We start from the raw sequence: 25,031 nt of genomic DNA, 5'->3' as shown, positions 1-25,031 counted from the left end.
GAAACGAAAGCGACGCATCTAGCGTCGTTTTTTTACGCCTATCCTGTACGTAGCTAACAAGATTACGTGAATAGGGTGTTTTCTCGTCGCGTTCTGGATTAACATATTTGCCAGAATCCTTGATGACCAGAAGTAACCGTGGCAAATAGAGATTATGTAAGACGCGGACGCGGCGCTCCGAAGAAGTCGACAAAAAAACAACCTTCCAGAAAGAAACCTTGGCGTAGTGGTCTGCTAGCAATCCTGCTTGTGGGCGGTTTTGGCTACGGCTTATATCTACTCAGCAATGATCCTGAACCGAAACAACCCGTTGCGAAACAGGAACCAGTGACCACCAGCAAACCAAAGCCGAAGAAAGAGTTACCGCCCCCACCAGAAGAAAAGTGGGAATACGTGGAATCTCTACCGAAGCGTGAAGTGGAAGTCGTTGCCAAAGAAGTTGAAGTATCAAAAGTCCCTTATGTGATGCAATGTGGCGCTTACAAAAAACAGAGCCAAGCTGAAGAACGTAAGCTAGCGATTGCTTTCCAAGGTATTACGAGCCGTGTCATTAAGAAAGACGGAAGCTCTTGGTACCGTGTTGTTCTTGGTCCATACAAGTTCAAACGAGACGCAGAGAAAGATCGCCACAAGTTGCAACGCGCGAAGATCGAGCCATGTGCAATTTGGAAAGAGAATCTTTAATTGATACATTAATGCAGAGACCAACCGAGTGATCGGTTGGTCTTTTCTTTTATTGGAGAGTGCTGCTCATTCTCACGCTAGGGAATGACTCAAGATCATTCATCACCACGAATCCAGTTCAGTTTCACTATATAGGCTATATACCCAACTCGTTCGTATACACCAGCCCCTCGCCAAACACCCTGCTCTCTTCCTTGTCCAAAATGACAAAACGTAATGTCTGCAATCGAAAAACACCTTCCCCTTGAATCCCCGAATCCCTTACCCCATATACTTAATTAAATCCAAAGAGAAATAATTAAGAGGTCGACTGTGACTACCATTGTATCTGTACGTCGAAACAATAAAGTCGTCATCGCGGGTGATGGCCAAGTGTCGCTAGGCAATACCGTAATGAAAGGCAACGCACGTAAAGTTCGCCGCCTATACAACAACCAAGTTCTTGCTGGTTTTGCTGGCGGTACTGCGGATGCCTTTACCCTATTCGAGCGCTTTGAAAGCAAGCTGCAAATGCACCAAGGTCACCTTACTAAGGCTGCCGTTGAGTTAGCAAAAGATTGGCGTAGCGACCGCGCACTTCGCAAACTAGAAGCACTACTGGCCGTTGCGGATGAAACTGCTTCACTGATCATCACTGGTAACGGTGATGTCGTTCAGCCAGAAAACGATCTTATCGCCATTGGCTCTGGCGGCGCATACGCGCAAGCAGCAGCAACCGCATTATTAGAAAACACAGATCTAGACGCGCGAGAAATCGCAGAAAAAGCACTGAACATTGCTGGCGACATCTGTGTATTCACCAACCATCATCACACTGTAGAAGAGCTAGAATCTACAGCAGAGCTTCCTAAGCCAACGGCTTAAGCGTAATCGTAACGAAGTAAGGAAAGAATATGTCTGAAATGACTCCTCGCGAAATCGTTCATGAACTGAACCGCCACATTATTGGTCAAGACAAAGCAAAACGTTCGGTTGCGATTGCACTACGTAACCGCTGGCGTCGTATGCAGCTTGAAGAAAGCTTGCGTGTCGAAGTAACGCCAAAGAATATCCTTATGATTGGTCCAACTGGCGTTGGTAAGACAGAGATCGCTCGTCGTCTTGCTAAGCTGGCAAACGCACCTTTCATCAAAGTCGAAGCAACAAAGTTCACCGAAGTGGGCTATGTAGGTAAAGAAGTGGAAACCATCATCCGCGATCTGACCGATGTTGCTGTGAAGATGACTCACCAACAAGCGATGGAAAAAGTAAAATTCCGCGCTGAAGAGCAAGCCGAAGAGCGTATTCTTGATGCCCTACTACCACCAGCACGTGATGCTTGGGGTCAAACAGAGCAGAAAGAAGATACATCGAACACTCGCCAAGTCTTCCGCAAGAAACTGCGCGAAGGTCAGCTAGACGACAAAGAAATCGAAATCGATGTAGCTGCACCGCAAATGGGTGTCGAGATCATGGCGCCTCCTGGTATGGAAGAAATGACCAACCAGCTACAAGGTATGTTCCAAAACCTCGCTGGCGATACCAAGAAAAAACGCAAGCTGAAAATCAAAGACGCGATGAAAGCATTGGCGGAAGAAGAAGCAGCGAAACTGGTGAACCAAGAAGAGCTGAAAGAGTCTGCCATCTTCAACGTAGAGAACAACGGAATCGTATTCATCGATGAGATCGATAAGATTTGTAAGCGCGGTGAAAGCTCAGGCCCTGACGTTTCTCGCGAAGGTGTTCAGCGTGACCTATTGCCTCTTATTGAAGGTAGCACGGTATCAACGAAGCACGGTATGGTGAAAACAGACCACATCCTATTCGTCGCTTCTGGCGCATTCCAAGTAGCGAAACCTTCTGACCTGATCCCAGAATTGCAAGGTCGTCTACCAATTCGTGTTGAGCTTGAAGCGCTGACCAGCAACGACTTCAAACGTATCCTAACTGAGCCAAAAGCATCTCTGACAGAACAGTACGTTGCGCTGATGAAAACTGAAAACGTGGATGTAGAATTCACGGAAGATGGCATCACGCAAATCGCAGAAGCAGCATGGACAGTAAACGAAACCACTGAAAACATCGGTGCACGTCGTCTGCATACTGTGATGGAGCGTTTGATGGATGAGATTTCTTACGACGCAGCAGAGCAATCAGGTGCGAAGTTCGTGATTAACGCGGCTTACGTGAAAGATCGTCTAGGCGATACGATTGAAGATGAAGATCTAAGTCGCTTTATTCTTTAATTGTAATCTATCATGCCAAAGCCCAGAACCTTGTTTCTGGGCTTTTTCGTTTAGAATGATGGTAGCTTTAACAAGCTCTAGACCAAAAGAGTTCATCATCCTAGCGAATTCAGGCGTGGCTATGGTTCTAATCATCGCGTGCATCGCCCTCTTCTCTTCATGAAAGAGCGCTGTTTTATTGCCTCAAATATGGAAACTGTGTTCCTTCTCTATAAGTCCTTGAGTCTTAATTGAGTTGTTTCAAGTCAATAGCGCATCGAGCGCTTTGTGCTTATACTGGGCACATTGGTTACTAGCACGAAATATCCATGAAACAATCATTGCAGATCTGGCTTGAAGCCGCTCGCCCAAAAACTTTACCTCTCGCACTAGTGTCTATTTTGACCGGTAGCGTACTTGCATACTCTGCAGGTCACTTCTCGCTGACCATCGCAGTGATGGCATTTGTCACAGCAACACTGCTGCAGATTCTATCTAACCTTGCGAACGATTACGGCGATGCAGTGAAAGGCACAGATAACGACAATCGCTTAGGTCCTCAGCGGGCGATGCAGTCTGGCGCAGTCACAGCGGATCAAATGAAAAAAGCGATCATCTTCAACATCATTCTGACTGCCATTGCCGGTCTGACATTGGTGTTTTACGCGCTGAGCTCGTTTGAAAGCATCATTACCTTTATTGGCTTAGGCATTCTTGCCATCCTTGCGGCGATTGCTTACACCATGGGCAGTAAGCCTTACGGCTATGTTGGTCTAGGTGACTTGTCAGTATTCCTTTTCTTTGGCTTACTTGGTGTATCTGGCACTTACTTCCTGCACACGGGTCATGTTGATGCGACGTTATTCTTACCAGCGCTAGGCTGTGGTTTATTGGCGGTAGCAGTCCTGAACATCAATAATATGCGTGATATCGAAAATGATAGCGAATGTGGCAAACGCACCATGGCAGTTCGACTAGGACAACGTAAAGCCAAGCAGTATCACTTTGTTTTGCTTGGTGGTGCGCTACTGGCTTTTGCCGCTTACCTGCTCATTCAAGACAAGCCGGTATGGATCAGCTTACCCTTCTTGCTCAGCATCTACGTAGTAGCCCACCACGGAAAAGCCGTTTGGGATACTGAGAAACCAGCACAAATTGCACCTATGATGCCAGTTGTCGTGAAGTGCTCACTGGTGACTAACGTTTTATTTGCAACAATTGTGGTAGCTCAAACTCTGATGAGTTAAAAAAGGATTGTCATTGCATTGACTTAATGCCTAGATATACTCAAAGACAACAGTTTCTGTTTAGAAAGGTACGCTATGGAATACAATACCTCAGCACTCTGTGATATCTATCTTGATCAGGTAGATGTAGTTGAACCGATGTTCAGTAACTTTGGCGGTCGAGCGTCGTTTGCCGGGCAAGTGACGACGATTAAGTGTTTTGAAGACAACGCACTGATCCGTGAAACGTTAGAACAAGATGGTATCGGGCGAGTATTGCTGATTGATGGTGGCGGTTCCTTACGCAGAGCCTTAATCGATGCAGAAATCGCAACACTAGCAGAAGAAAACGAATGGGAAGGGATTGTGGTTTACGGTTGTGTTCGCGAAGTGGACGAACTGGAAGACATGAACCTTGGCATTCAGGCTCTCGCTTCAATTCCTGTTGGGGCAGCAAATCAAGGCATTGGTGAAATAGACGTACCAGTGAACTTTGGTGGTGTTAGCTTCCTACCTGAAGATTACATCTATGCCGATAGCACAGGCATCATTCTTTCACCTGAGCCACTCAATGTAGACTTAGAGCTCGATGAAGAAGACGAAGATGAAGCAGAGTTAAATTAATCTTTTATTAGCAACTAGCCGCATCGCTAAAAAAACATCGCCAAATACGCAAACACCCGCCGAAGCGGGTGTTTTTGATTCTGGATACTTAGGTGGATTATTCCACTTCGTCCATCTTGCCAAGTAGTGCACGAATGCGCTCTTGCCATTGTGCGTGCTCTTGTTGAGCTTGCTGAGATTTTTGCTCTAGCTCTTCACGTTGAGAACGAAGCTCGTTAGCTTCTGTTTCAAGTTTTACTTTATCTTCTTTCAGCTCTTCGACTTCCATCTGAAGAAGAGTGATTGTGTCAACTGCAGTTTGAATTTTCGCTTCTAGTTGTTCTAGTACTTCAAAAGACATCTTGGCCTACCTATTGTTATTCCGTTGGGACGATGCGCGAGCGTTCGCTTGCACCTTACCGATAAGGTTCATTCTACTCAGCGTAGCGACGAGAAACACTCACTATATTCGATATTTCGCATCATTCGGTTAAAAAATCAGCGCAATCTCACTAAACGCTGACTTTTCTTATCCTAGAGGCATTTTTGAACAATGCAATTTGCTCTCACGACGCCAAAAACTCACCCAAGTATTGATCAAATTCAACTTAGTTAAAGTAAAAGCTCAGCAAAAAGGCAAACGTTTAACTTACGATGTGATAGAATCGCCGCGCAAATTCTTCTTCCCTCTTGTTACTTGGAGACATCATGAAACGCGATTTAGCAATGGCATTTTCCCGTGTTACTGAAGGTGCCGCTCTGGCTGGCTATAAATGGCTTGGTCGTGGCGACAAAAACGCAGCGGACGGTGCTGCTGTTGAAGTTATGCGCACCTTGCTGAACAAAACAGACATCAGTGGTGAAATCGTTATTGGTGAAGGCGAAATCGATGATGCGCCAATGCTATACATTGGTGAGCAAGTGGGCATCGGTGGCGATGAAGTAGATATCGCCGTTGACCCGATTGAAGGCACACGCATGACGGCAATGGGTCAATCTAACGCATTAGCAGTGCTAGCAGCCGGTGAGAAAGGCAGCTTCCTTAAAGCGCCGGACATGTACATGGAAAAATTGGTTGTTGGTCCTGGTGCAAAAGGCGTTATCGACTTAGGTAAACCTCTAAAAGAAAACCTAGAAAACGTTGCTAAAGCACTGAACAAGACTCTTGATACACTTGTTGTGATTACGCTTGCTAAGCCACGTCACGATGAAGTGATCGCAGAGATGCAAGCAATGGGCGTTCGTGTGTTCGCAGTGCCAGACGGTGATGTAGCCGCTTCAATCCTAACTTGTATGCCAGATAGCGAAGTAGACGTGATGTATTGCATCGGTGGCGCTCCAGAAGGCGTAGTATCGGCAGCAGTGATTCGCGCACTAGACGGTGACATGCATGGTCGTCTTCTTCCTCGTCACGAGGTAAAAGGCGATACTGAAGAAAACCGCATCTACGGCGCTGCTGAACTTCAACGCTGTGAAGAGATGGGCGTTCAAGCGAACGTGGTTCTAAAGATGGAAGACATGGCACGCAGCGACAACGTAGTATTCTCTGCAACGGGTATTACCAAGGGTGACCTACTGGAAGGTATCTCTCGTCAAGGTAACATCGCAACAACAGAAACCCTATTGATTCGCGGTCGCTGTCGTACTATTCGCCGCATCAAGTCTACGCACTACCTAGAGCGTAAAGATCCAGAAGTGCGCGATATCATTCTTTAAGCAGTATTCGAGGCTCCCACTCACTCTGAATTGGAGCCTTTCTTTTCTGGTAAGTCATTTAAACTTCGTTTTTAATCGCGAGACTGAGAATCTAATTCCAGCAAGCTCTTAAGCTTTATTCCTCCTCCAGACCACAGAATCAAAGGATGATAGATTCTGCATCACACTCGTTTCTCGTTGTTCAGAATGACGATTACTTTAACAAGCTATAAACCAAAGGAGTTCGTCATCCTAGCGAGTCCAAGCGAGATTAAGGAGCTAATAACAGCGCCCCCAAACTCTTCTTCATTCACCTTAAATCACAGCACAAACGGATAATAGATTCTGAATCACACTCGTTCCTCGATGTTCAGAATGACGATTACTTTAACAAGCTATAAACCAAAAGAGTTCGTCATCCTAGCGAGTCCAAGCGAGACTAAGGATCTAATAACAGTGCCCCCAAACTCTTCTTCATTCACCCTAAATCACAGCACAAACGGATAATAGATTCTGAATCACACTCGTTCCTCGTTGTTCAGAATGACGACTACTTTAACAAGCTATAAACCAAAAGAGTTCGTCATCCTAGCAAGCTCAAGCGAGACTAAGGATCTAGTAGCAGCGCCCCCAAACTCTTCCTCATTCACCTTAAATCACAGCACAAACGGACAATAGATTCTGAATCACACTCGTTCCTCGTTGTTCAGAATGACGATTACTTTAACAAGCTACAAACCAAAAGAGTTCGTCATCCTAGCGAGCTCAAGCGAGACTAAGGATCTAGTAACAGCGCCCCCAAGCTCTTCCTCATCCACCTTAAATCACAGCACAAACGGACAATAGATTCTGCGTCATGCCCGTTCCTCGATGTTCAGAATGATAATTACTTTAACAAGCTATAAACCAAAAGAGTTCGTCATCCTAGCAAGCTCAAGCGAGACTAAGGAGCTAGTAACAGCGCCCCCAAACTCTTCTTCATTCACCTTAAATCGCAGCACAAATGGATAATAGATTCTGCATCACACTCGTTCCTCGATGTTCAGAATGACGATTACTTAAACAAGCTATAAACCAAAAGAGTTCGTCATCCTTGCGAGCTCAGCGAGACTAAGGATCTAGTAACAGCGCCCCCAAGCTCTTCCTCACTCACCTCAAATCACAGCACAAACGGATAATAGATTCTGAATAACACTCGTTCCTCGATGTTCAGAATGACGATTACTTTAACAAGCTATAAACTAAAAGAGTTCGTCATCCTAGCGAGCTCAAGCGAGACTAAGGATCTAATAACAGTGCCCCCAAACTCCTCCTCATTCACCTTAAATCACAGCACAAACGGATGATAGATTCTGCATCATGCCCGTTCCTCGATGTTCAGAATGACGACATATACCCAACAAATCCACACACAAATTAAGTCAACACTTTTCTTTACTAACCCTATCGAGCATAATATGTACTGATGTATAGATGGTGGGTATATGAAGACCGTAGATAGGATTTTGCAAATCGTTAAGCGTGATGGCTCTGTCACTGCGAAACAACTCTCTTCTGAACTGGGAATGACAACCATGGGTGCGCGTCAGCATCTACAAGGTTTAGAAGATGACGGCATCCTGTCGATCCATGATGTGAAAGTCAAAGTTGGGCGCCCAACTCGTCATTGGTCCCTTACGCAAAAAGGTCATGAGCAATTTGCTGATCGCCACGGCGAACTGACCATTCAGTTTATTGAAGCGGTAGAGCACATCTTCGGTAAAGACGGATTGGAGAAAGTCACATCTGAGCGCGAGAAACTCACCCTACAAAACTACCAGCAACACCTTGAGCAGTGCGACTCTCTGGAAAGCAAGTTACAGACACTTGTTACTCTGCGTGAGCAAGAAGGCTACATGGCAGAACTAGAGAAAGATGAACATGGGTTTATTCTCATCGAAAATCACTGCCCTATTTGCAAAGCAGCCACTCGCTGCCCAAGTTTGTGCCAATCTGAACTCAATGTCTTCCAATCACTTTTAGGTAGCGAAACCAAAATCGAACGAGATGAGCACATCATCAGTGGTCAACGTCGCTGCGTGTACCGAATCCAGCAATAAATCTTCGATCAAACCAACCGTTATTATGAACATACTCTCTTATAAATGAGACTATGACACAATTCATCCGCTCTCATCCTCCATGTAGATTAAGCTTTTAGTAACTAGGAGCAACATCCAATGGATTTGGAGCGGCTATGCCGAACAGTTATACACCTCAAGTTTTGCCCTCATTCGATGAAATGGTAAAAATGGCAGAACAAGACCCCGAAGCCTTTGAGCAATTTCGTCACGATATGGCGAAAGAGATGATTGAAGGTGCTTCAGAGCAGATGCAACCTCGACTGTGGGCGCAGCAAAGTCACATCGATAGAGTCATTCATAACTGCAAAAATCCCAACCACACAAATGTCGTATTAATGAATGAATTGCAGAAACAGGTCGTGAAATTCAGAGATGCATTACAAGGGGAAACCGCCCCAACTAAAAAAGCCGATGTGGTTGAGTTGAAAACGTTTAAAGATAGGGATGATTTTTACTAAAACTCGTTGGATAAATCGAGAAAGTCAGGATTCGTTTTTCTCACTAAATCTAACTTCCACTCTCGCTTCCATTGTTTCAACTGCTTTTCTCGGTTTATGGCAGTTGCCATATCTTCAAACAGCTCAAAGTAAACGAGCTTGTGAACGTGATATTTCTTGGTAAAACCCTCAACGACTCCGTTTTTATGCTGCCATATTCTTTGGGCTAGTTGGCTGGTAACACCAATGTAGAGAACTGAGTTATTTTTTGAAGTTAGGATGTAAACGCAAGGTACCTTGTCGATGGTTCATTCTCCTTAATGATCTGTGGTTGCTTTTCCATTGTAATTCACTAGCTCGGTCGTTTACTGCAAACTCGGAGCACTCGGTGAGTAGATTCTGAATCACGCTCGTCCCTCGCTGTTCAGAATGACAGTTAATTTAACTTGCTATTAAATAAAAGAAATCCGTCATTCTAGCGAGCCTCAGCGAAACTAAGAATCTACTTTCAGCAAGTACAACACCTTAGAAAAAACACCCTCTCACAGTTACTTTAAGTCACTCTTAAATAAAAGAAGCCCGTCATTCTAGCGAGCCTCAGCGAAACTAAGAATCTACTTTCAGCAAGTACGAGACCTTAGAAAGAACACCCTCTCATAGTTACTTTAAGTCACTCTTAAATAAAAGGAATCCGTCATTCTAGCGAGCCTCAGCGAGACTAAGAATCTACTGCCAGCAAATTCGATACCTAAAGACCTTACTCCGGCTCAGGGCCGTATTTGTTCTGACCGACAGAACCTTTTAAGAAACCACACTCGACAAGAATCCATAGACCACATAGCAGAGAGACCGAAGCAATCAGCATTTGCGGTGTAGATGGGTCCTGCGCAGCAGGGTTAGTCATTGGTGTGGCAACTCGACCAATGATCAATGGGATGTTCAACGCCAGCCAGTAAATCGACTTATTACGGTCATGCCAACGCTTAGTGGTTATCGCTAAATCTGGGAGCAGAAGAATCAATAAGAAGATAGGCAGAAGAATATAAGAAAATGCTGGGAACAACTTACTGATGCCCGCACCAAAACCTAAGATTAGGATGTAGTAGATGATGTTCCACATCCAGTAAGTTTTACGACCTATACGCCCTTGGAAAGAAAACAATAACTCTTTAATCGACATCGACTTTTACCCTAATTTTGAAAGGCTATAGATTAGCCGAGTCAGCATGGTTTGAAAAGTTCATCCCCCCAGAGGGAAACATCACCAGATTTCAAACTGTAGGTCTGCACATTTAGAGCCTTCAGCTTGTCGACTCTAAATGTCTAAATGAGGCAGTTTGGACTTTAACCCGAGCAACAGAGCTAGTTCACCACCTTCTGGAAGCAATCAATATCCATATCGCGCACATTCACCGTTAAGCTACGAACATGACTCGCTTGTTCCTGTAAAACAAGCATCAGTGCTCTTGATAACTCGCGTTTTTGTTCTGCACTTCTACCTGCCAGCAAATCAAAGTTGATGTGAATGAAATCAACACTATCGCCCTCTTCTCCCACCAACCAATTGTGGCAACGAAGCGCACGTGATTTGACGGACGCAAGCTCGAACAAACCACTCTCCAAGGTGACTTTGTGTAGATCTTCTAGTAATCCCTGAACATTCACACGCTCATCGACTGAGTTGGAATATTCTAAAACTAAGTTTGGCATTTTGATTCCTTTCTTATTACGGCGAACTTTTAACCCACAGTAATACCAATCTAAGGCGCATTTTCCGAGGAATGGACTATCATTCTGTCTACGCGATCACCAATCGATTGCTTTTGACAAAAATAACAGAACTAATGCAGCGCCGACCAGATGAAGAAAGCCGAATAAGACATGACGCCAATCATGATCTGTTCACATTATTCTGTTATATTCCTACGTAGATTTTTTACATTAATAGACTATTTACATTAAAGATAAGGGAGATATTCCTATGCGTCGTCCTGTAGTGATGGGTAACTGGAAACTAAACGGTAGCAAAGCAATGGTAACTGAGCTGCTAACTGGTATTAACGCTGAACTTGAAGGCGTTGAAGGTGTTGACGTAGCAGTAGCTCCACCAGCTCTTTACATCGATCTAGCTGAGCGCGTAATCGCTGAAGGCGGTAACAAAGTAATCCTAGGTGCACAAAACACTGACCTAAACAACAGCGGTGCTTTCACTGGCGACATGTCTCCAGAAATGCTGAAAGACTTCGGTGCTTCTCACATCATCATCGGTCACTCAGAGCGTCGTGAATACCACAACGAATCTGATGAGTTCATCGCTAAGAAATTCAACTTCCTAAAAGAAAACGGTCTAACGCCTGTTTTCTGTATCGGTGAATCTGAAGCTCAAAACGAAGCTGGCGAAACTGAAGCAGTATGTGCACGTCAAATCAACGCAGTTATCGACACTTACGGTGTTGAAGCTCTAAACGGCGCGATCATCGCTTACGAACCAATCTGGGCTATCGGTACTGGTAAAGCAGCAACAGCTGAAGATGCACAACGCATCCACGCTTCTATCCGCGCACTAATCGCAGCGAAAAACGAAGCAGTTGCAGCACAAGTAATCATCCAATACGGCGGTTCTGTTAAGCCAGAAAACGCTGAAGCTTACTTCTCACAACCAGACATCGACGGTGCTCTAGTTGGTGGCGCTTCTCTAGACGCTAAGAGCTTCGTAGCTATCGCTAAAGCAGCGGCAGCAGCTAAAGCTTAATTTCGCTTTTATTAAGCAGAAGTAACAAAGGGATGCATCACGCATCCCTTTTTGTTTGCCTACGATCTAATGAGTTTTGTCATTCCGAGGAGTCTAAGCGACATCAGGAATCTGCCTATTACTAGTGCCAAACTTTACCCCGTCAAACGGCAGACATGTCCACAAGAATCCCGTCATTCCAAGGAGCCTAAGCGACATCAGGAATCTACTTATCACACGCGACCAAATCAAACCAGCAAAACAACAAACATAACCTATAAGAATCCCGTCATTCCGAAGAGCCTAAGCGACATCAGGAATCTACTAACCGCATGTGTCAAACCCAAAGTTAAGTAACGAAAAACACCTGACATCAAAACAAAGAACCTAATCGCACTTCCAGTTATTCCCACTCAATTCCATCCAACCAACGAACTCTATTCACTTACCTTACCCTCAAGATTTAGTATTGACCTATGCTTGCTCAAGGAGGAACAATCGACATGACAACACCAATATCAGACATCGCCAGTGTGGTTCACCATAGTGGGAAACATACCGTCACAGGCTCTTGTCATGAATTGAAACTGCCACACAGCAGCATCTTGATCGATTGTGGACTCTTCCAAGGCAAAGACATCCATTTTGGCAACCGCAGGGCATCATTGGATATTGAGTTTCCGGTTAAACACATCAAAGCATTAGTCCTGACTCATGCTCATATCGACCATATCGGACGCCTACCTTGGTTACTGGCTGCTGGATTTAAAGGTCCCATTTACTGCGCCAAAGCAACCGCCGAGCTAGTACCGCTCATGCTAGAAGATGGATTAAAGCTGCAACTGGGTTTGAACTACCACCAGCGTCAACAAGTCCTCAACGTTATTAAAAAACAGCTAAGACCCCATGACTACCAACAATGGCTGCCACTTGGCAAACAATGTTACCTGCGCTTTCAACCAGCAGGGCACATTCTTGGTTCCGCTTACGTGGAATTCAAACTCCCCAATCATGAAATCATCGTGTTTTCCGGCGATCTAGGTCCGTCCAATACCCCGCTCTTACCCGATCCGAAGCCGCCAAAGCGTGCCGACTATTTGTTCATCGAGTCCACATACGGCAACAAAGAGCATGAAGACATTGCCACTCGAACTGAGCGCTTGAACACCATTATCGATCACGCACTGCAAGACGGTGGTGTAATTCTGATCCCAGCTTTCAGCGTAGGACGTACGCAGGAACTATTATTCGATATTGAACAGCTGATTCACCAACGCGACTTGTCGTCTTCTTTGCCAATTATCCTAGACTCACCGCTTGCGAAAAGAGTCACGAAGACCTACCGCCGTTTCAAAAAACTGTGGGGAAAAGAAGCAAAGCAAAAGCTCAACAATCATCGTCATCCCCTCGCCTTTGAACAATGCATTACTGTAGAAAACCATCGAGAACATCAAGCATTAGTAAATCGACTAGCCTCCACCGACGAGCCTGCAATTGTCGTCGCGGCATCCGGTATGTGCGAAGGAGGAAGAATCGTCAATTACTTAAAAGCACTCTTACCAGACGAAAAAAATGATGTGCTGTTTGCGGGCTATCAAGCGCAAGGAACCTTAGGGCGAGAAATCCAATCAGGCAGCCACACGGTGGATATCGATAACCAACCAATCGAAGCCAACGCACAGATCCATACCATCTCTGGATATTCTGCACACGCAGACCAAAGCGATTTATTGAAGTTTGTAACTGGAGTTCCAAAGCAACCAAAAGCCGTGCATTTGATACATGGAGAGAAAGAAGCAAAAAAAGAGTTAGGAGAGAAGTTGGAAGCAGAGGGAATTGAGGTGGTTTATTGATTAGAGCGAAGTGAATACTTTAGTAAAAGCAAAGAAGGTCCTAGCAAACTAGGACCTTACCGGAAATTGATCAGTCACTACCAAACAAGTCACGCGTGTAAACTTTATCCGCTACATCGGCTAACTCTTCCACCATGCGGTTAGAAACAATCACATCCGCACTTTGTTTGAACTCATTCAGGTCTTTAATCACTCGAGAGTTAAAGAAATCTTCTTCTTTGAGCACTGGTTCGTAAACTACGACCTCAACACCTTTCGCCTTGATACGCTTCATGATGCCTTGAATAGAAGAAGCACGGAAGTTATCCGATCCCGCCTTCATGATAAGGCGGTAGATACCCACAACTTTTGGTTCGCGCTTAAGAATAGCTTCAGCCACAAAGTCTTTACGAGTACGGTTAGCATCAACAATCGCACCAATGATGTTGTTTGGTACATCTTGGTAATTGGCTAAAAGCTGTTTAGTGTCTTTTGGTAAGCAGTAACCACCGTAACCAAATGATGGGTTGTTGTAATGATTACCGATACGAGGATCTAAGCCAACACCTTCAATGATCTGACGAGCGTCCAAGCCATGCGCTTCTGCGTAAGAATCCAGCTCATTAAAGTATGCTACACGCATAGCAAGGTAGGTGTTGGAGAAAAGTTTTACTGCTTCAGCTTCTGTCGAATCAGTAAAAAGAACTTGAATATCGTCTTTTACTGCCCCTTCCACCAGCAAGCTAGCAAATACTTCGGCACGTTCACTGCGTTCACCAACGATGATACGTGATGGGTGAAGGTTATCATAAAGCGCTTTGCCCTCTCGCAAGAACTCTGGGGAGAAGATGACATTCTCACACCCCAATTCCTCTTTAATTCGGGCAGTATAACCAACAGGAACAGTAGACTTAATCACCATTACTGCATCAGGATTGATAGACATAACATCTTTGATCACAGCTTCAACTGAAGAAGTATTAAAGTAATGCGTGACTGAGTCATAATCCGTTGGTGTTGCGATCACAACATATTCTGCGCCTTTATAAGCTTTCTGCTTATCGGTTGTTGCGATGAAGTTAAGCTCCCTGTTTTCAAGGAAATGTTCAATCTCAGCATCAACAATTGGAGATTGTTTTTTGTTTAGCAGTTCAACTTTTTCAGGAACAATATCTAGTGCAACCACTTCATGGTTTTGAGCTAACAACATAGCATTAGAAAGCCCAACATAGCCGGTACCAGCGACAGCAATTTTCATAATTTTACCCTAACTAACTCTAAGAGTTACACTTCTGAAAAAGATTAGAATTAAACAACACAGCTCTTAAACAATCTATAGATGTTTGTTGTTTGGAGTTGAGCGATATCAAATCACTCAACATAATAAAAAGAAATGGACACTAAGTGTCCATTTAAATCTATTCGTTTACAACCAGCTCTGTATCAACCAGATTTAACTCCAATTGATTGTGACTCCAGACTAAGTCACCAATACCGTCCGTAGGATTAAATCCTGTAGGAGCATTTAATAATAATGTGCGGATGTTTTCGTGATCCATACTATGACAGGCGAAATCGAGATCGTTCAACAGTAGTTCGTACTCTTTTAAAGGTAAATGAACCTCATGTGCGGTCATTATTCGCTCATGCGCTGTTTGTTTGACATTGTCGCCAATAAGCAACTCTTCATACAGTTTCTCACCAGGTCGAAGTCCAGAAAATTGAATCTCAATATCACCATGAGGATTAGCTTCGGATTTAACTTCAAGACCGGATAGTTGAATGAGATTACATGCTAAGTCTGTAATTTTTACTGACTCACCCATGTCTAAGACAAATACATCGCCTCCTTTGCCCATTGCTCCAGCTTGAATAACTAGCTGTGCAGCTTCAGGAATGGTCATGAAGAAACGAGTGATCTCTGGGTGAGTCACGGTTACTGGTCCGCCTGATGCAATTTGCTTTTTAAACACAGGAATCACGGAGCCTGAAGAACCGAGAACATTACCAAATCGTACCATACAAAATCGAGTGCCATTTGGTTTTGCATTTTCTTGATCAGCAAGAGCCTGCAGACCAAGCTCCGCCATTCGTTTGGTTGTACCCATTACGTTAGTAGGGCGAACGGCTTTATCTGTAGAGATTAATACAAATGATTCAACACCAGCTTTAATCGCCGCGCACGCAGTATAATAAGTCCCATAGATATTATTACGCACACCCTCAATTACGTTAAATTCGACCAATGGAACGTGTTTATATGCTGCTGCGTGATATACCGTTTGAACTTTAAAAGAAGACATTGTCGTTTCTAGACGATGTTGACGCTGAACAGAGCCCAACAAAGGAATAATGTCGCAAGTTAGCCCTTTTTCAATTTTAAGTTGATTTAGTTCGCGATCAATCTGATACAGACCAAATTCAGACAACTCAAATAAAATAATAGACTTAGGCGACTGCTCCACAATTTGACGACACAATTCAGAGCCAATAGAACCACCAGCACCTGTCACCATAACCACTTTGTCTTTGATATTAGCTTCTAACAACACTTGTTGAGGAGCTACTGGATCTCGCCCAAGTAAATCCTCAATCGCGACGTCCTTAAGCTCATCAATTTTGGCTTTCCCGGAGACAATATCTGTCATATCTGGGACCGTAAGCACTTCGACAGGTAACTTAGCTAATTCGTCCAGAATAACCTTACGGCGTGAACGCTTAGCACTTGGCACTGCGAGTAAGACTTGAGAAACATCATATTTATTTATGAGGGGCATTGCGTCTTCAATAGCAATAACAGGCAACCCTAAGATCATAGTATTGCATAGCGTAGAATCACCATCAATAAATGCTCTTACGCGGTAGTCTCCACTACTTCTTAATGCCATCGCTAACTGTCGACCGCCCGACCCCGCCCCATAAATTAGAACTTCTTTACTCTGCGTTGAATAGCTTTGGGCAATCAAAGATCGGACAATAACACGAGGACCACCACAAAAAAGGGCAAGAAATGCACCATAAATGATAGGAACTGTCCTCGGAAACGGGTCACTCATGTAGAAACTAAGAGCAGCGACGAGTGTAGCCGAAATGACCGCACCAGCTGTCACTACAAATAAAGCTTGAAAGGTGAGGTAACGAAGAACGGCTCTATAGAGCCCTAATCGAGCAAATACAGCAATGGTGACTATTGTCACTGCAATTTGAATCCCCCAGACAGCAGGATAAGTAAAATAATTGGTTGCTCCGGAACGAACTAAGATTGCCAAATGAAAAGCCATAAAGATCAATATAATGTCGATCAATACACTAACAATTCTTTTGTTAGTTCGAGAAAGTTGCCATATAAATTGTAGACGTTGCATAATAATTCTTGTGTGTGGTTTTATCGGAGATAGCATGCATTAGTTTAACACGAAAACAGGACTCTCACCGGAATAAAGGCGAACACGAGTAGTAAGAGATAGATACAATAAAACGCAAAAAAACGGCTGCCGCCGCTCCATCAAAGCACTTTTCTGCTTCCTACTTTACCGCATCACCAGAACCACTCCCTGTTGCTGTCATCAAGATGTACTTAAAGTAATCTTTGAGTGTCAATGTATCAATCATCTGCTTGTCAGTTTTAGCTAGCAGTTCTGGTGTCGACATATCGATATTTTGCACTTGTGCCAAGCCAGTAATCCCTGGTAATACATCATAGACCCCCAGCGCATCGCGCTCTGTAATCAATTCTTCTTGGTTAAATAGGTTTGGGCGTGGACCAACTAGGCTCATTTCACCTTTGACTACATTGATAAGTTGCGGCAATTCATCAATCTTAGTCTTGCGTAAAAACGTACCTAACTTAGTAATCGAAGCATTACTGGCTAAATGACTAGCCACGGACTTCGTTTCTACCGACATGGTACGAAACTTAATGAGTTTGAATGGCTTTTTGTTGCGCCCCACTCGCTCTTGAACAAAAATAGGAGAGCCAGTATCAAAGAGACCAATAATGGTCACAATAAGCAGAATTGGCCATAGGAAAAGCAAACCAAAAAAAGCGGCGAGAAAATCAAATAATCGAATCATTTAAATTACTTCTTACTGTTTAAGAGTGCTCGAGCGGTTTCTCTAAAGCCCTCTTCTAGGGATTGAGGTGGGGTCCAATCGAGCGTTTCTTTAGTGTGGGTTATATCCACTTGCAGAGAGCCGATCAATCTATCAACAACATCGGATTTACCAAACAACTTACCTGCTAATTGATAGCACCAAACAGGGACTGGCAATTGCCATGTTGGTTTATCAAGAGCAATAGCCATTTGACGCACCATTTTAGATGTTGAAACGTCATTATCATCGGAAACTAAAAACGTTTCATTGGCCGCTTTAGGGTGATCAATACAGGTCACTATCAGATCGACTAGGTTTTCGACCGAGACTAAGCTTCTTTGGTTGTGGCTTATGCTCCCAAAAGGAAGAGGGACACCTTTGGCAACCAGACGCATGAGAGAGGCAAAGTTAGCTTTAACGCCTGGGCCATAAACGAGAGTTGGACGTATGACGACGATCTCCATCCCCGCTTCTTTTCCAATATCAAACAGTTGTTGCTCTGCCTCAACTTTAGAAACGCCGTAATCATCTTCTGGAAAATGCTTATCAAGATTATTAAATGGTTTACCTGACTCCGTTTTCTCACCATTCACCTTTATACTGCTAACAAAGATAAACCGTTTCACGCCTAACTCTGCTGCTTGTTTCGCTAAATTCGATGTACCTCTAGTGTTAACTTCACGATAGGCTTCTAGTGGTTCGTCGACGCTATCATCCATGATGTGTACTCTCGCCGCACAATGAATGACGGTATTACATCCCTTTAAGCCAGTTGTATAATCGGATATGCCGTTAATTTCGGCCTGCAAAAAACGATGCTTAGGTGAATTTTTCGGTGACCCACGATCAAGCAATGAAAGAGTTTGGCCTCCAAGTCTTTTAACCAAATGACTGCCCAAAAAGCCATTAGAGCCTGTTATGAATATCATTTAAACACTAGTCCTAGTAATTTTTCTGGGTACTTGCTCAAGATAGATATCCACGAACAAGGCACCCCATTTTTCTTGCAGGAATGAATAATTTCTTTATTTAGAAGTATATTGGCGGAAAATCCTGACGTACTCACACCTCCTTCGCGCATTTTAACCACCTCTTTTTCTAAATAATTCAAAGAGATATGAGGCAAGGAAAATACTCGTACTAGATAGTCAAAATCTGCTGCAATTTTATAATCTAAGGAATAATCTCCAACCTTAGAAATAACGTCCCTCTTAAGATAGCACGATGGGTGAGCAGGCATAAAACCACGAGAAAACTTAGCCTTATGAAACCTTTTAGAAGAGTAATGTCGCGTTTTTTTGTTTAACGCCTCATTGTAGAACCCAATATCAGCATAAACTCCATCAGCACCCTGAGCTAAGGCCGCAATCTCTTCAATCGTAGAGGCGCTATAAAACACATCATCTGAATTCAAAACACCGATAAGCTCTCCAGTTGCTAGGGACATCCCTTTATTCATCGCATCATAAAGACCATTATCTTTTTCAGAGACAATAACACCGATAGCGTCTCTATATTCATTTACGATATCCATGGTGCCATCTGACGAACCACCATCAATAACAAGGTACTCAATATCGCTGTACGATTGACTGATTACAGACTCTATTGTGTCTCGTATTGTTTTTTCTGCATTGTAGCAAACCGTAATAATAGATACTTTCATAAACACCTTAATAGTAAGCGCGGGCCAGTTGACCTTCACCTAATACTGAATACTTTTCTATAGACGCAGGAAGAACCACCGACTCTCCCTTAATTATCAATCGACTATCAAAGTCAGTGGTCACTGTAACACTACCTGATACACAAAATAATATTTCCGCAGAAGATACCGATATATCAATACCTTCATTCGGAGTTAAGATATCAAACTTAAAGTCTTCAACAGGTATAGGGTAAATCTCCCTCCCTTCTAGACTTTCTGCCCTCATTGTAAGTTCAGGAAAAGGAGTTGGCTCAAACCTAGTATTCTTTACTAACTCTTTCACATCAATATGTTTTGGTGTCAAACCCGCTCTGAGAACATTGTCTGAGTTGGCCATAACCTCAATCCCTAAGCCCTGAATATAGGCATGAGGGGTTTCAGCATAGAGAAACATTGCTTCACCAGGCTTGAGCTCAATTACGTTCAAAAATAAAGGCGAGAATAACCCGATATCATGTGGATACAGTTTTTGAAAACGCTCAACGAGCGCGACCTCTTCAGGGCACTCACTACCATTTATTTTTAATGAGGAAATTAACTCTGAAATTGCTTTGTCTTTTTTCTCACCAGTTAATGAAAGTAATGCGGAGAAAAAGGCTTTGAGGCTCATTGAACATGGTTTGTTCTTAAAAGGAGTAAAGATGTCCTCAATAGAAGTAATATTCAGATAATCAAAGGACCTAACGATGTACTCAAACTCTCGAAAACCATTCATAGCTAAATAAGGAGTGAGAGCATACACAAGCTCAGGCTTGTGATTTGCATCCTTATAATTGCGCTTTGCTGCATCTAGAGGTATCCCTTGCTCATTCTCTTTAGCAAAGCCTAATTCGGCAGCCTTTTTCGATGGATGAACTTGTATGGATAGCGGCTCTTCTGCGGCTAGAACTTTCATAAGAAAAGGAAGCGATGAGAAATTCTTCTTGGTTTCCTTCCCTAGCCAATAGTCTGGGTTACTGGCAATAACATCGCATAAAGAGATATCAACACCGGCTTGAGAAATACTGGAGCTAGCGGAGGGATGAGCTCCCATCCATATTTCAGCTTGGTGCTCTAAATTTGAATTATCGATACCAAAGTAGTCTCGAATCGCAGTACGACTTCCCCAAGGAAAGTTCTTTATTGGGTTATTTAAAGTGTAAATCATAAAACTGACGCTCAGAAAGATAGAGCTATGCTTTAGCGCATAGCTCCATTATTAGTTACCTATAAATATTCAGTGCTCAAAAGCTAAATTAATCTGATATTTCCTAATACTTTATCCACCAAAGCAATAGCATCTTCCATTCGTTCAGCTTCCGCATAACAACGAAGCTCAGGAGCATTACCAGACGGACGTAAATGGATGATTGTAGAGTTAGATAGCTCTAATCTTAATCCGTCAGTATTATCAATACTAACAGCATTAACCTCTGACAACCCTAGGGAATCTAATAGCTGTTTAGTGTTTTGACGACCACTTTCCAATATCGATAAACTTTTTTCAGTTGCAAAGTTTTGAATACGGTCACTATGCGTAAAGCGCTGTGGGAGATTGCTTACCAAGCTTTTGATTGATGATGTTTTCGCTAAAGAGAGCAGCATAAGCGCAGGTAAAACAGCATCTCGGGTTGGCAGTGCTTTTAGAGATTTCCCATTCACCAAAACGTTACTCCCGAGCAAATATCCTCCGTTAGCTTCAAACCCTGCAATTCTTTTATAAGTTTTTGCTAATTCGGAAAATTCAGCGATAACATAAGGCGAGCCAATTCGTGTTTTAGATACGGCTTTAAATTCAGGGGATTCAGCAATAATAGTGTTGCAACTAACAGGAACTGCTAATGCATCGACTGGAATCGCTTGCGAACAAAGTAAGCCTAGGATATCACCTCTCAACCATTCGCCATCCTCATCAGCAACTAAAGGACGATCACCGTCTCCATCAGTCGAAAATATAAAATCCAAATTATATTTTTTCGACCAACTGCGGGCTTTTTCCTTATCAGATTCAGCAACGGCCTCAGTGTCAATTGGAACAAATTCGTCAGTACGCTCCAATGATATGACTTCAGCCCCAAGCGATTCAAAAAGCTCTTGGTAAATATCTCTCCCGGCACTTGAATGCTCATAGATACCAACACGCTTTCCTGCTAGTAAATCTGCATCAAACAAATCAGTATAACGCGTTCGGTAAAGCTCAGCTGCTCGGAAATTAACCGTTAACTCAGGCAGGTCATTGATAGCACTAAAGTCTACCTTCTCGGTTAAGATTGCTTGTTCATCTGCTTTAGTAATCTCTCCATCTGGGCGATAGAACTTAATTCCATTGCGGTCAAATGGGATATGAGACCCAGTCACCATGATACAAGGCATATTGTCTTGCATTGCGGTAAAAGCTAGAGCGGGAGTGGGTACAACACCATAATAAATTGCGTCAATACCTGAATCAGTAAGCGCTTGAATAACTGCTTTTGCCATTGCTGGGCTGCTAGGGCGGTTGTCAATAGCCACAGCCATTTGATTGAAAGTAAAATTGCGACGCATTGATGCCACAAATGCGTGAGTAAATGCAGCACAGACGTCCGGTGCAAACTGAGTAACGAGTCCTCGCGCGCCACTAGTACCAAACTGAACGCCTGAAGCACCAAGCACTTCACTACTGATTAATTTTGTTACCATAATTTCCTATCTCAATAAGTAGTTAGTAGTCGCCGCCAAACTTAGATGCTCGCTCATCAAAGCGAACAATATCGTCTTCTTCTAAGTACGATCCAGAACGAACTTCAATAAGCTCCAAAGGCACTTGTCCTGGGTTTTCTACAGAGTGCGGAGTCCCTACTGGAATATAAGTTGACTGATTTTCAGTAAGAAGGAAAGTTTCATCACCTTTTGTCACTTTAGCTGTACCTGACACGACAACCCAATGCTCAGCTCGATGGTAGTGCATCTGAAGAGCAGTCTTCTCTTTTGGCTTAACTAACACTTGTTTCACATGGTAACGCTCACCTTCAGATACCGTCTCATGAGAACCCCACGGACGATATACCTCTTGATGCTGCTGACACTCTGCTCGGTTTTGTTGTTTTAGTTGATTAACAATCGACTTTACATCTTGAACCTTGTCTTTATCCGCAACTAGCACTGCATCTTTCGTCTCTACAACGATTAGATTTTCAATACCAACGGTAGCAACGAGTTTATCTTGTGAATAAACATAACTATTCCGAGTTTGCTCAGTTAAGACATCACCGCGAGTTGCATTGCCCTGCTCATCTTTATCATTCACGTCCCAGAGTGCCGACCAAGAACCAACATCACTCCAATTTGCGTCCATTGGAACAACAACAGCTTTTTCTGTTTTTTCCATTACGGCAAAATCTATTGATTCGTCTGGGATTTGTGAGAACAGTTCGGATGACATGCGAATAAAGTCTAGGTCGTCAAAATGACTATCATAAGCACTTTCACATGCTTTCAAGATATCTGGTCGGAACTTTGCTAACTCTTCAAGATAAGTAGATGCTTTGAATAAAAACATACCACTGTTCCACAAGTAGCTACCATCCTCTAGATATTGCTTTGCAGTTTCGAGATCAGGCTTTTCAACAAAGCTATCAACACTAAAGCCTCGACTCTCATCCGCAACAGTAACCGTAGCACCGGTTTTAATGTACCCATAACCTGTTTCTGGTGCATTCGCTTTGATACCGAAAGTGACCATATCACCACGTTGTGCGTACGGAATAGCAGCTTGCACCGATTGATGGAAAGATTGAGTGTCTTTAATCACATGGTCAGCTGCAAGAACTAACATCAAAGCATCTTCACCTGAAGTTTGATTTTCAGATAGGGCAAATTTTGCTGCTAGAGCGATAGCAGGAGCAGTATTACGCCCTACTGGTTCCAACAGTATTCCGCTATGATTGCCATTAATACGGCGAAGTTGTTCAGCAACTAGGAATCGATGTTCTTCATTGCAGATCACAAACGGCGCATTGTGTTCTAGACCAACCATGCGGCTCAACGTTTGTTGAAGCATGGTTTGTTCACCAGTTACTGCAAGGAATTGTTTAGGATATTTTGAACGAGATAGAGGCCATAAACGACTGCCTGAGCCGCCGGCCATAATTACAGGAATAAGCATAGTCAACTCGTTGTTTTTAATTAGGTGATAGTTTTAGTTATTTTTGAAAATACCATTTAGTATGAATATGTACTTTATCACTGGTCAATAATTCATCTTGATTACACCAACGGTAACGAGAATGCTGTACATCCATGGGTAAGTTCAATTCAGAGCGAATGACAATGAGCTTGTAGGCAATCGCGACATAATGAGTCGTAAACTCATTGCCAAATACATTGTCATCATAGAGGTGTGTGTAAGGTCCCAACAGTGTTGCCTGAGAGAGCTTAAACTCATGTCCAAGCTCCTCTAAAGTTAAACGAGCAAAGGCATCTTCAAGCTTTTCATCTTTAAGAATACGACCACCAGGAACGAACCAGAAACCTTGAGCTGGTCGATTTAAACGCTCTCCAAGTAAAACTTGACCACTTTCATCCTCAATAACTAAGTCAATTGAAACTAATGGCGTACTTTCAATCACTTGAGAAAAACGTTGTTTGCTTAAAAACATATGCTTTGTTTAACCCCTTATATTAGCTCTACCCTAGGTACTTTAACCGCGATAGTTTTCTTGATTATCTAGGAACCACTGGTAAGTCATAGTTAAGCCATCTTCTAGGCTCGTCTTCGCTTCCCAGCCAAGACTCTTTAAACGTGAAACATCCATTAACTTACGAGGAGTACCGTCTGGCTTCGTAGTGTCAAATTCAATTTCGCCATCAAAACCAACCACTTTTGCAACAGTTTCAACAAGTTCACGGATAGTACAATCCACACCTGTACCTACGTTTATGTGACTAAGCATTTCTTGCGTATTTTCTAGATACACCTCTTGAGCAAGATTCATTACGTAAATTGAGGCTGCAGCCATATCATCAACATGCAAAAACTCTCGCATAGGTTTACCGCTACCCCACGCAACAACTTTACTGTCGCCATTCAATTTTGCTTCGTGGAAGCGACGCAACAATGCGGGAATAACGTGAGAGTTTTGAGGATGAAAATTATCATTTTCACCATACAAATTAGTTGGCATTACCGATCGATAGTTGCGACCATATTGGCGATTATAGGACTCGCACATTTTGATACCGGCAATCTTAGCAATTGCGTAAGGCTCATTGGTTTCTTCCAAAGTCCCAGTCAATAAAGAATCTTCACGCATCGGTTGTTGTGCAAACTTTGGATAAATACAAGACGACCCCAAGAATAGTAAATCTTGAACACCATGTAGATGCGCAGAGTGGATAATATTGTTTTGAATCGTCAAATTTTGGTAAATAAACTCAGCAGGGTAGGTGTTGTTAGCAACGATCCCGCCGACTTTCGCAGCCGCAAGATAAACTTGGTCAATATGGTGAGTCGCAAAAAATGCCTCGACGGCTAGTGCATCTAATAGGTTAAGCTCATTACGCTCTTTAGTTATAACTTCTACTGAGCTGTCTTTAGATAGTTGACGAACAATAGCTGAGCCAACCATACCTTTATGACCAGCAACAAATACTCTTTTCATACTAGTTCCGATAATATAAATAGAAAAAGCAGAGCCCGAAATGAGGAACTCTGCAATATAAACGAATCAGTATTA

The 25,031-nt window shown here is 43.2% G+C and carries 24 protein-coding genes; 10 read left to right on the top strand and 14 right to left on the bottom strand.

Features of this window, described 5'->3' with window-relative positions; genetic code table 11:
* Positions 1-138: 138 nt before the first annotated feature.
* The 5 genes from J4N44_RS01230 to rraA all read left to right on the top strand — a co-directional run bounded on the left by J4N44_RS01230 (position 139) and on the right by rraA (position 4,738).
* Positions 139-684 carry an SPOR domain-containing protein gene (locus tag J4N44_RS01230; protein WP_005450581.1) on the top strand — a complete coding sequence of 182 codons (546 nt, stop codon included), beginning with the start codon at positions 139-141 and terminating at the stop codon, positions 682-684.
* Between the two features lie 312 nt (positions 685-996).
* Positions 997-1,548: an ATP-dependent protease subunit HslV gene (gene hslV / locus J4N44_RS01225; protein ID WP_009698878.1), complete on the top strand. Its 552-nt coding sequence runs from the start codon at positions 997-999 to the stop codon at positions 1,546-1,548.
* A 29-nt stretch (positions 1,549-1,577) separates the two neighbouring features.
* Entirely contained in the window at positions 1,578-2,909 is a 1,332-nt protein-coding gene (gene hslU / locus J4N44_RS01220; protein ID WP_009698879.1) for an ATP-dependent protease ATPase subunit HslU, read from the top strand.
* A 308-nt stretch (positions 2,910-3,217) separates the two neighbouring features.
* Entirely contained in the window at positions 3,218-4,135 is a 918-nt protein-coding gene (locus J4N44_RS01215; RefSeq protein ID WP_252044778.1) for a 1,4-dihydroxy-2-naphthoate polyprenyltransferase, read from the top strand.
* Positions 4,136-4,210: 75 nt separating this feature from the next.
* On the top strand, positions 4,211-4,738 hold the full coding sequence (rraA, locus tag J4N44_RS01210; RefSeq protein ID WP_005450585.1) for a ribonuclease E activity regulator RraA: 528 nt from the start codon (positions 4,211-4,213) through the stop codon (positions 4,736-4,738).
* A gap of 97 nt (positions 4,739-4,835) precedes the next feature.
* On the opposite strand, the gene zapB is transcribed toward rraA, so the two are convergent.
* Positions 4,836-5,078 carry a cell division protein ZapB gene (gene zapB, locus J4N44_RS01205; RefSeq protein ID WP_005450586.1) on the bottom strand — a complete coding sequence of 81 codons (243 nt, stop codon included), beginning with the start codon at positions 5,076-5,078 and terminating at the stop codon, positions 4,836-4,838.
* A gap of 347 nt (positions 5,079-5,425) precedes the next feature.
* Between zapB and glpX the strand changes: the two genes are divergently transcribed.
* From glpX to J4N44_RS01190, 3 genes are all read left to right on the top strand, one after another.
* Positions 5,426-6,433: a class II fructose-bisphosphatase gene (gene glpX / locus J4N44_RS01200; protein WP_005450587.1), complete on the top strand. Its 1,008-nt coding sequence runs from the start codon at positions 5,426-5,428 to the stop codon at positions 6,431-6,433.
* A 1,463-nt stretch (positions 6,434-7,896) separates the two neighbouring features.
* Positions 7,897-8,511 (top strand): helix-turn-helix transcriptional regulator, encoded by a 615-nt coding sequence (locus J4N44_RS01195; RefSeq protein WP_005446749.1) that lies wholly within the window; start codon positions 7,897-7,899, stop codon positions 8,509-8,511.
* A gap of 137 nt (positions 8,512-8,648) precedes the next feature.
* Positions 8,649-8,993, top strand: coding sequence for a DUF3135 domain-containing protein (locus J4N44_RS01190; RefSeq protein WP_252044777.1), 345 nt, complete (start codon positions 8,649-8,651; stop codon positions 8,991-8,993).
* Here J4N44_RS01190 and J4N44_RS01185 read toward each other — a convergent pair.
* The 3 genes from J4N44_RS01185 to J4N44_RS01175 form a co-directional block, all read right to left on the bottom strand.
* Positions 8,990-9,253 (bottom strand): GIY-YIG nuclease family protein, encoded by a 264-nt coding sequence (locus tag J4N44_RS01185; RefSeq protein WP_331443313.1) that lies wholly within the window; start codon positions 9,251-9,253, stop codon positions 8,990-8,992. The two genes, J4N44_RS01190 and J4N44_RS01185, sit on opposite strands and share 4 nt — an antisense overlap.
* A gap of 476 nt (positions 9,254-9,729) precedes the next feature.
* Positions 9,730-10,152 (bottom strand): DUF805 domain-containing protein, encoded by a 423-nt coding sequence (locus tag J4N44_RS01180; protein WP_252044776.1) that lies wholly within the window; start codon positions 10,150-10,152, stop codon positions 9,730-9,732.
* 182 nt (positions 10,153-10,334) lie between these two features.
* A complete protein-coding gene (locus tag J4N44_RS01175) occupies positions 10,335-10,682 on the bottom strand; it encodes a 5-carboxymethyl-2-hydroxymuconate Delta-isomerase (RefSeq protein WP_203342937.1) in 348 nt (115 codons plus the stop codon).
* Positions 10,683-10,953: 271 nt separating this feature from the next.
* On the opposite strand from J4N44_RS01175, the gene tpiA reads away from it, so the two are divergent.
* Both tpiA and J4N44_RS01165 read left to right on the top strand, forming a co-directional pair.
* Positions 10,954-11,724: a triose-phosphate isomerase gene (gene tpiA, locus J4N44_RS01170; protein WP_252044775.1), complete on the top strand. Its 771-nt coding sequence runs from the start codon at positions 10,954-10,956 to the stop codon at positions 11,722-11,724.
* A gap of 482 nt (positions 11,725-12,206) precedes the next feature.
* Positions 12,207-13,556 (top strand): MBL fold metallo-hydrolase RNA specificity domain-containing protein, encoded by a 1,350-nt coding sequence (locus J4N44_RS01165; protein WP_252044774.1) that lies wholly within the window; start codon positions 12,207-12,209, stop codon positions 13,554-13,556.
* A 70-nt stretch (positions 13,557-13,626) separates the two neighbouring features.
* Here the strand turns inward: J4N44_RS01165 and J4N44_RS01160 are convergent, their stop codons facing one another.
* The 10 genes from J4N44_RS01160 to fcl form a co-directional block, all read right to left on the bottom strand.
* On the bottom strand, positions 13,627-14,793 hold the full coding sequence (locus tag J4N44_RS01160; protein ID WP_252044773.1) for a nucleotide sugar dehydrogenase: 1,167 nt from the start codon (positions 14,791-14,793) through the stop codon (positions 13,627-13,629).
* Positions 14,794-14,953: 160 nt separating this feature from the next.
* Positions 14,954-16,900, bottom strand: coding sequence for a polysaccharide biosynthesis protein (locus J4N44_RS01155; RefSeq protein WP_053049751.1), 1,947 nt, complete (start codon positions 16,898-16,900; stop codon positions 14,954-14,956).
* A 160-nt stretch (positions 16,901-17,060) separates the two neighbouring features.
* Positions 17,061-17,609 (bottom strand): sugar transferase, encoded by a 549-nt coding sequence (locus J4N44_RS01150; RefSeq protein ID WP_050933006.1) that lies wholly within the window; start codon positions 17,607-17,609, stop codon positions 17,061-17,063.
* Positions 17,610-17,614: 5 nt separating this feature from the next.
* Positions 17,615-18,559 carry a UDP-glucose 4-epimerase family protein gene (locus J4N44_RS01145; RefSeq protein ID WP_050933007.1) on the bottom strand — a complete coding sequence of 315 codons (945 nt, stop codon included), beginning with the start codon at positions 18,557-18,559 and terminating at the stop codon, positions 17,615-17,617.
* The gene (locus tag J4N44_RS01140) at positions 18,556-19,296 is read right to left on the bottom strand and encodes a glycosyltransferase family 2 protein (protein ID WP_074051027.1); all 741 of its coding nucleotides are present in this window, start codon (positions 19,294-19,296) and stop codon (positions 18,556-18,558) included. The genes J4N44_RS01145 and J4N44_RS01140 overlap by 4 nt, the downstream gene beginning before the upstream one ends.
* Positions 19,297-19,303: 7 nt before the next feature.
* Positions 19,304-20,485 (bottom strand): mannose-6-phosphate isomerase, class I, encoded by a 1,182-nt coding sequence (gene manA, locus J4N44_RS01135; protein WP_252044772.1) that lies wholly within the window; start codon positions 20,483-20,485, stop codon positions 19,304-19,306.
* 83 nt (positions 20,486-20,568) lie between these two features.
* Complete coding sequence (locus J4N44_RS01130) at positions 20,569-21,996, bottom strand: phosphomannomutase (RefSeq protein WP_252044771.1); 1,428 nt, start codon at positions 21,994-21,996, stop codon at positions 20,569-20,571.
* A gap of 22 nt (positions 21,997-22,018) precedes the next feature.
* Entirely contained in the window at positions 22,019-23,461 is a 1,443-nt protein-coding gene (locus tag J4N44_RS01125) for a mannose-1-phosphate guanylyltransferase/mannose-6-phosphate isomerase (protein ID WP_252044770.1), read from the bottom strand.
* A gap of 37 nt (positions 23,462-23,498) precedes the next feature.
* Positions 23,499-23,954, bottom strand: a complete 456-nt coding sequence (locus J4N44_RS01120; protein ID WP_025508054.1) for a GDP-mannose mannosyl hydrolase — start codon at positions 23,952-23,954, stop codon at positions 23,499-23,501.
* Positions 23,955-23,996: 42 nt separating this feature from the next.
* Positions 23,997-24,956, bottom strand: a complete 960-nt coding sequence (gene fcl, locus J4N44_RS01115; RefSeq protein ID WP_074051023.1) for a GDP-L-fucose synthase — start codon at positions 24,954-24,956, stop codon at positions 23,997-23,999.
* Positions 24,957-25,031 lie beyond the last annotated feature (75 nt).

The organism is Vibrio sp. SCSIO 43155 (assembly GCF_023716605.1).
GTDB classification, from domain to species: domain Bacteria; phylum Pseudomonadota; class Gammaproteobacteria; order Enterobacterales; family Vibrionaceae; genus Vibrio; species Vibrio harveyi.
Note: the sequence above shows the minus strand (reverse complement) of the source record. Positions and strands in the feature narration are given on the sequence as shown.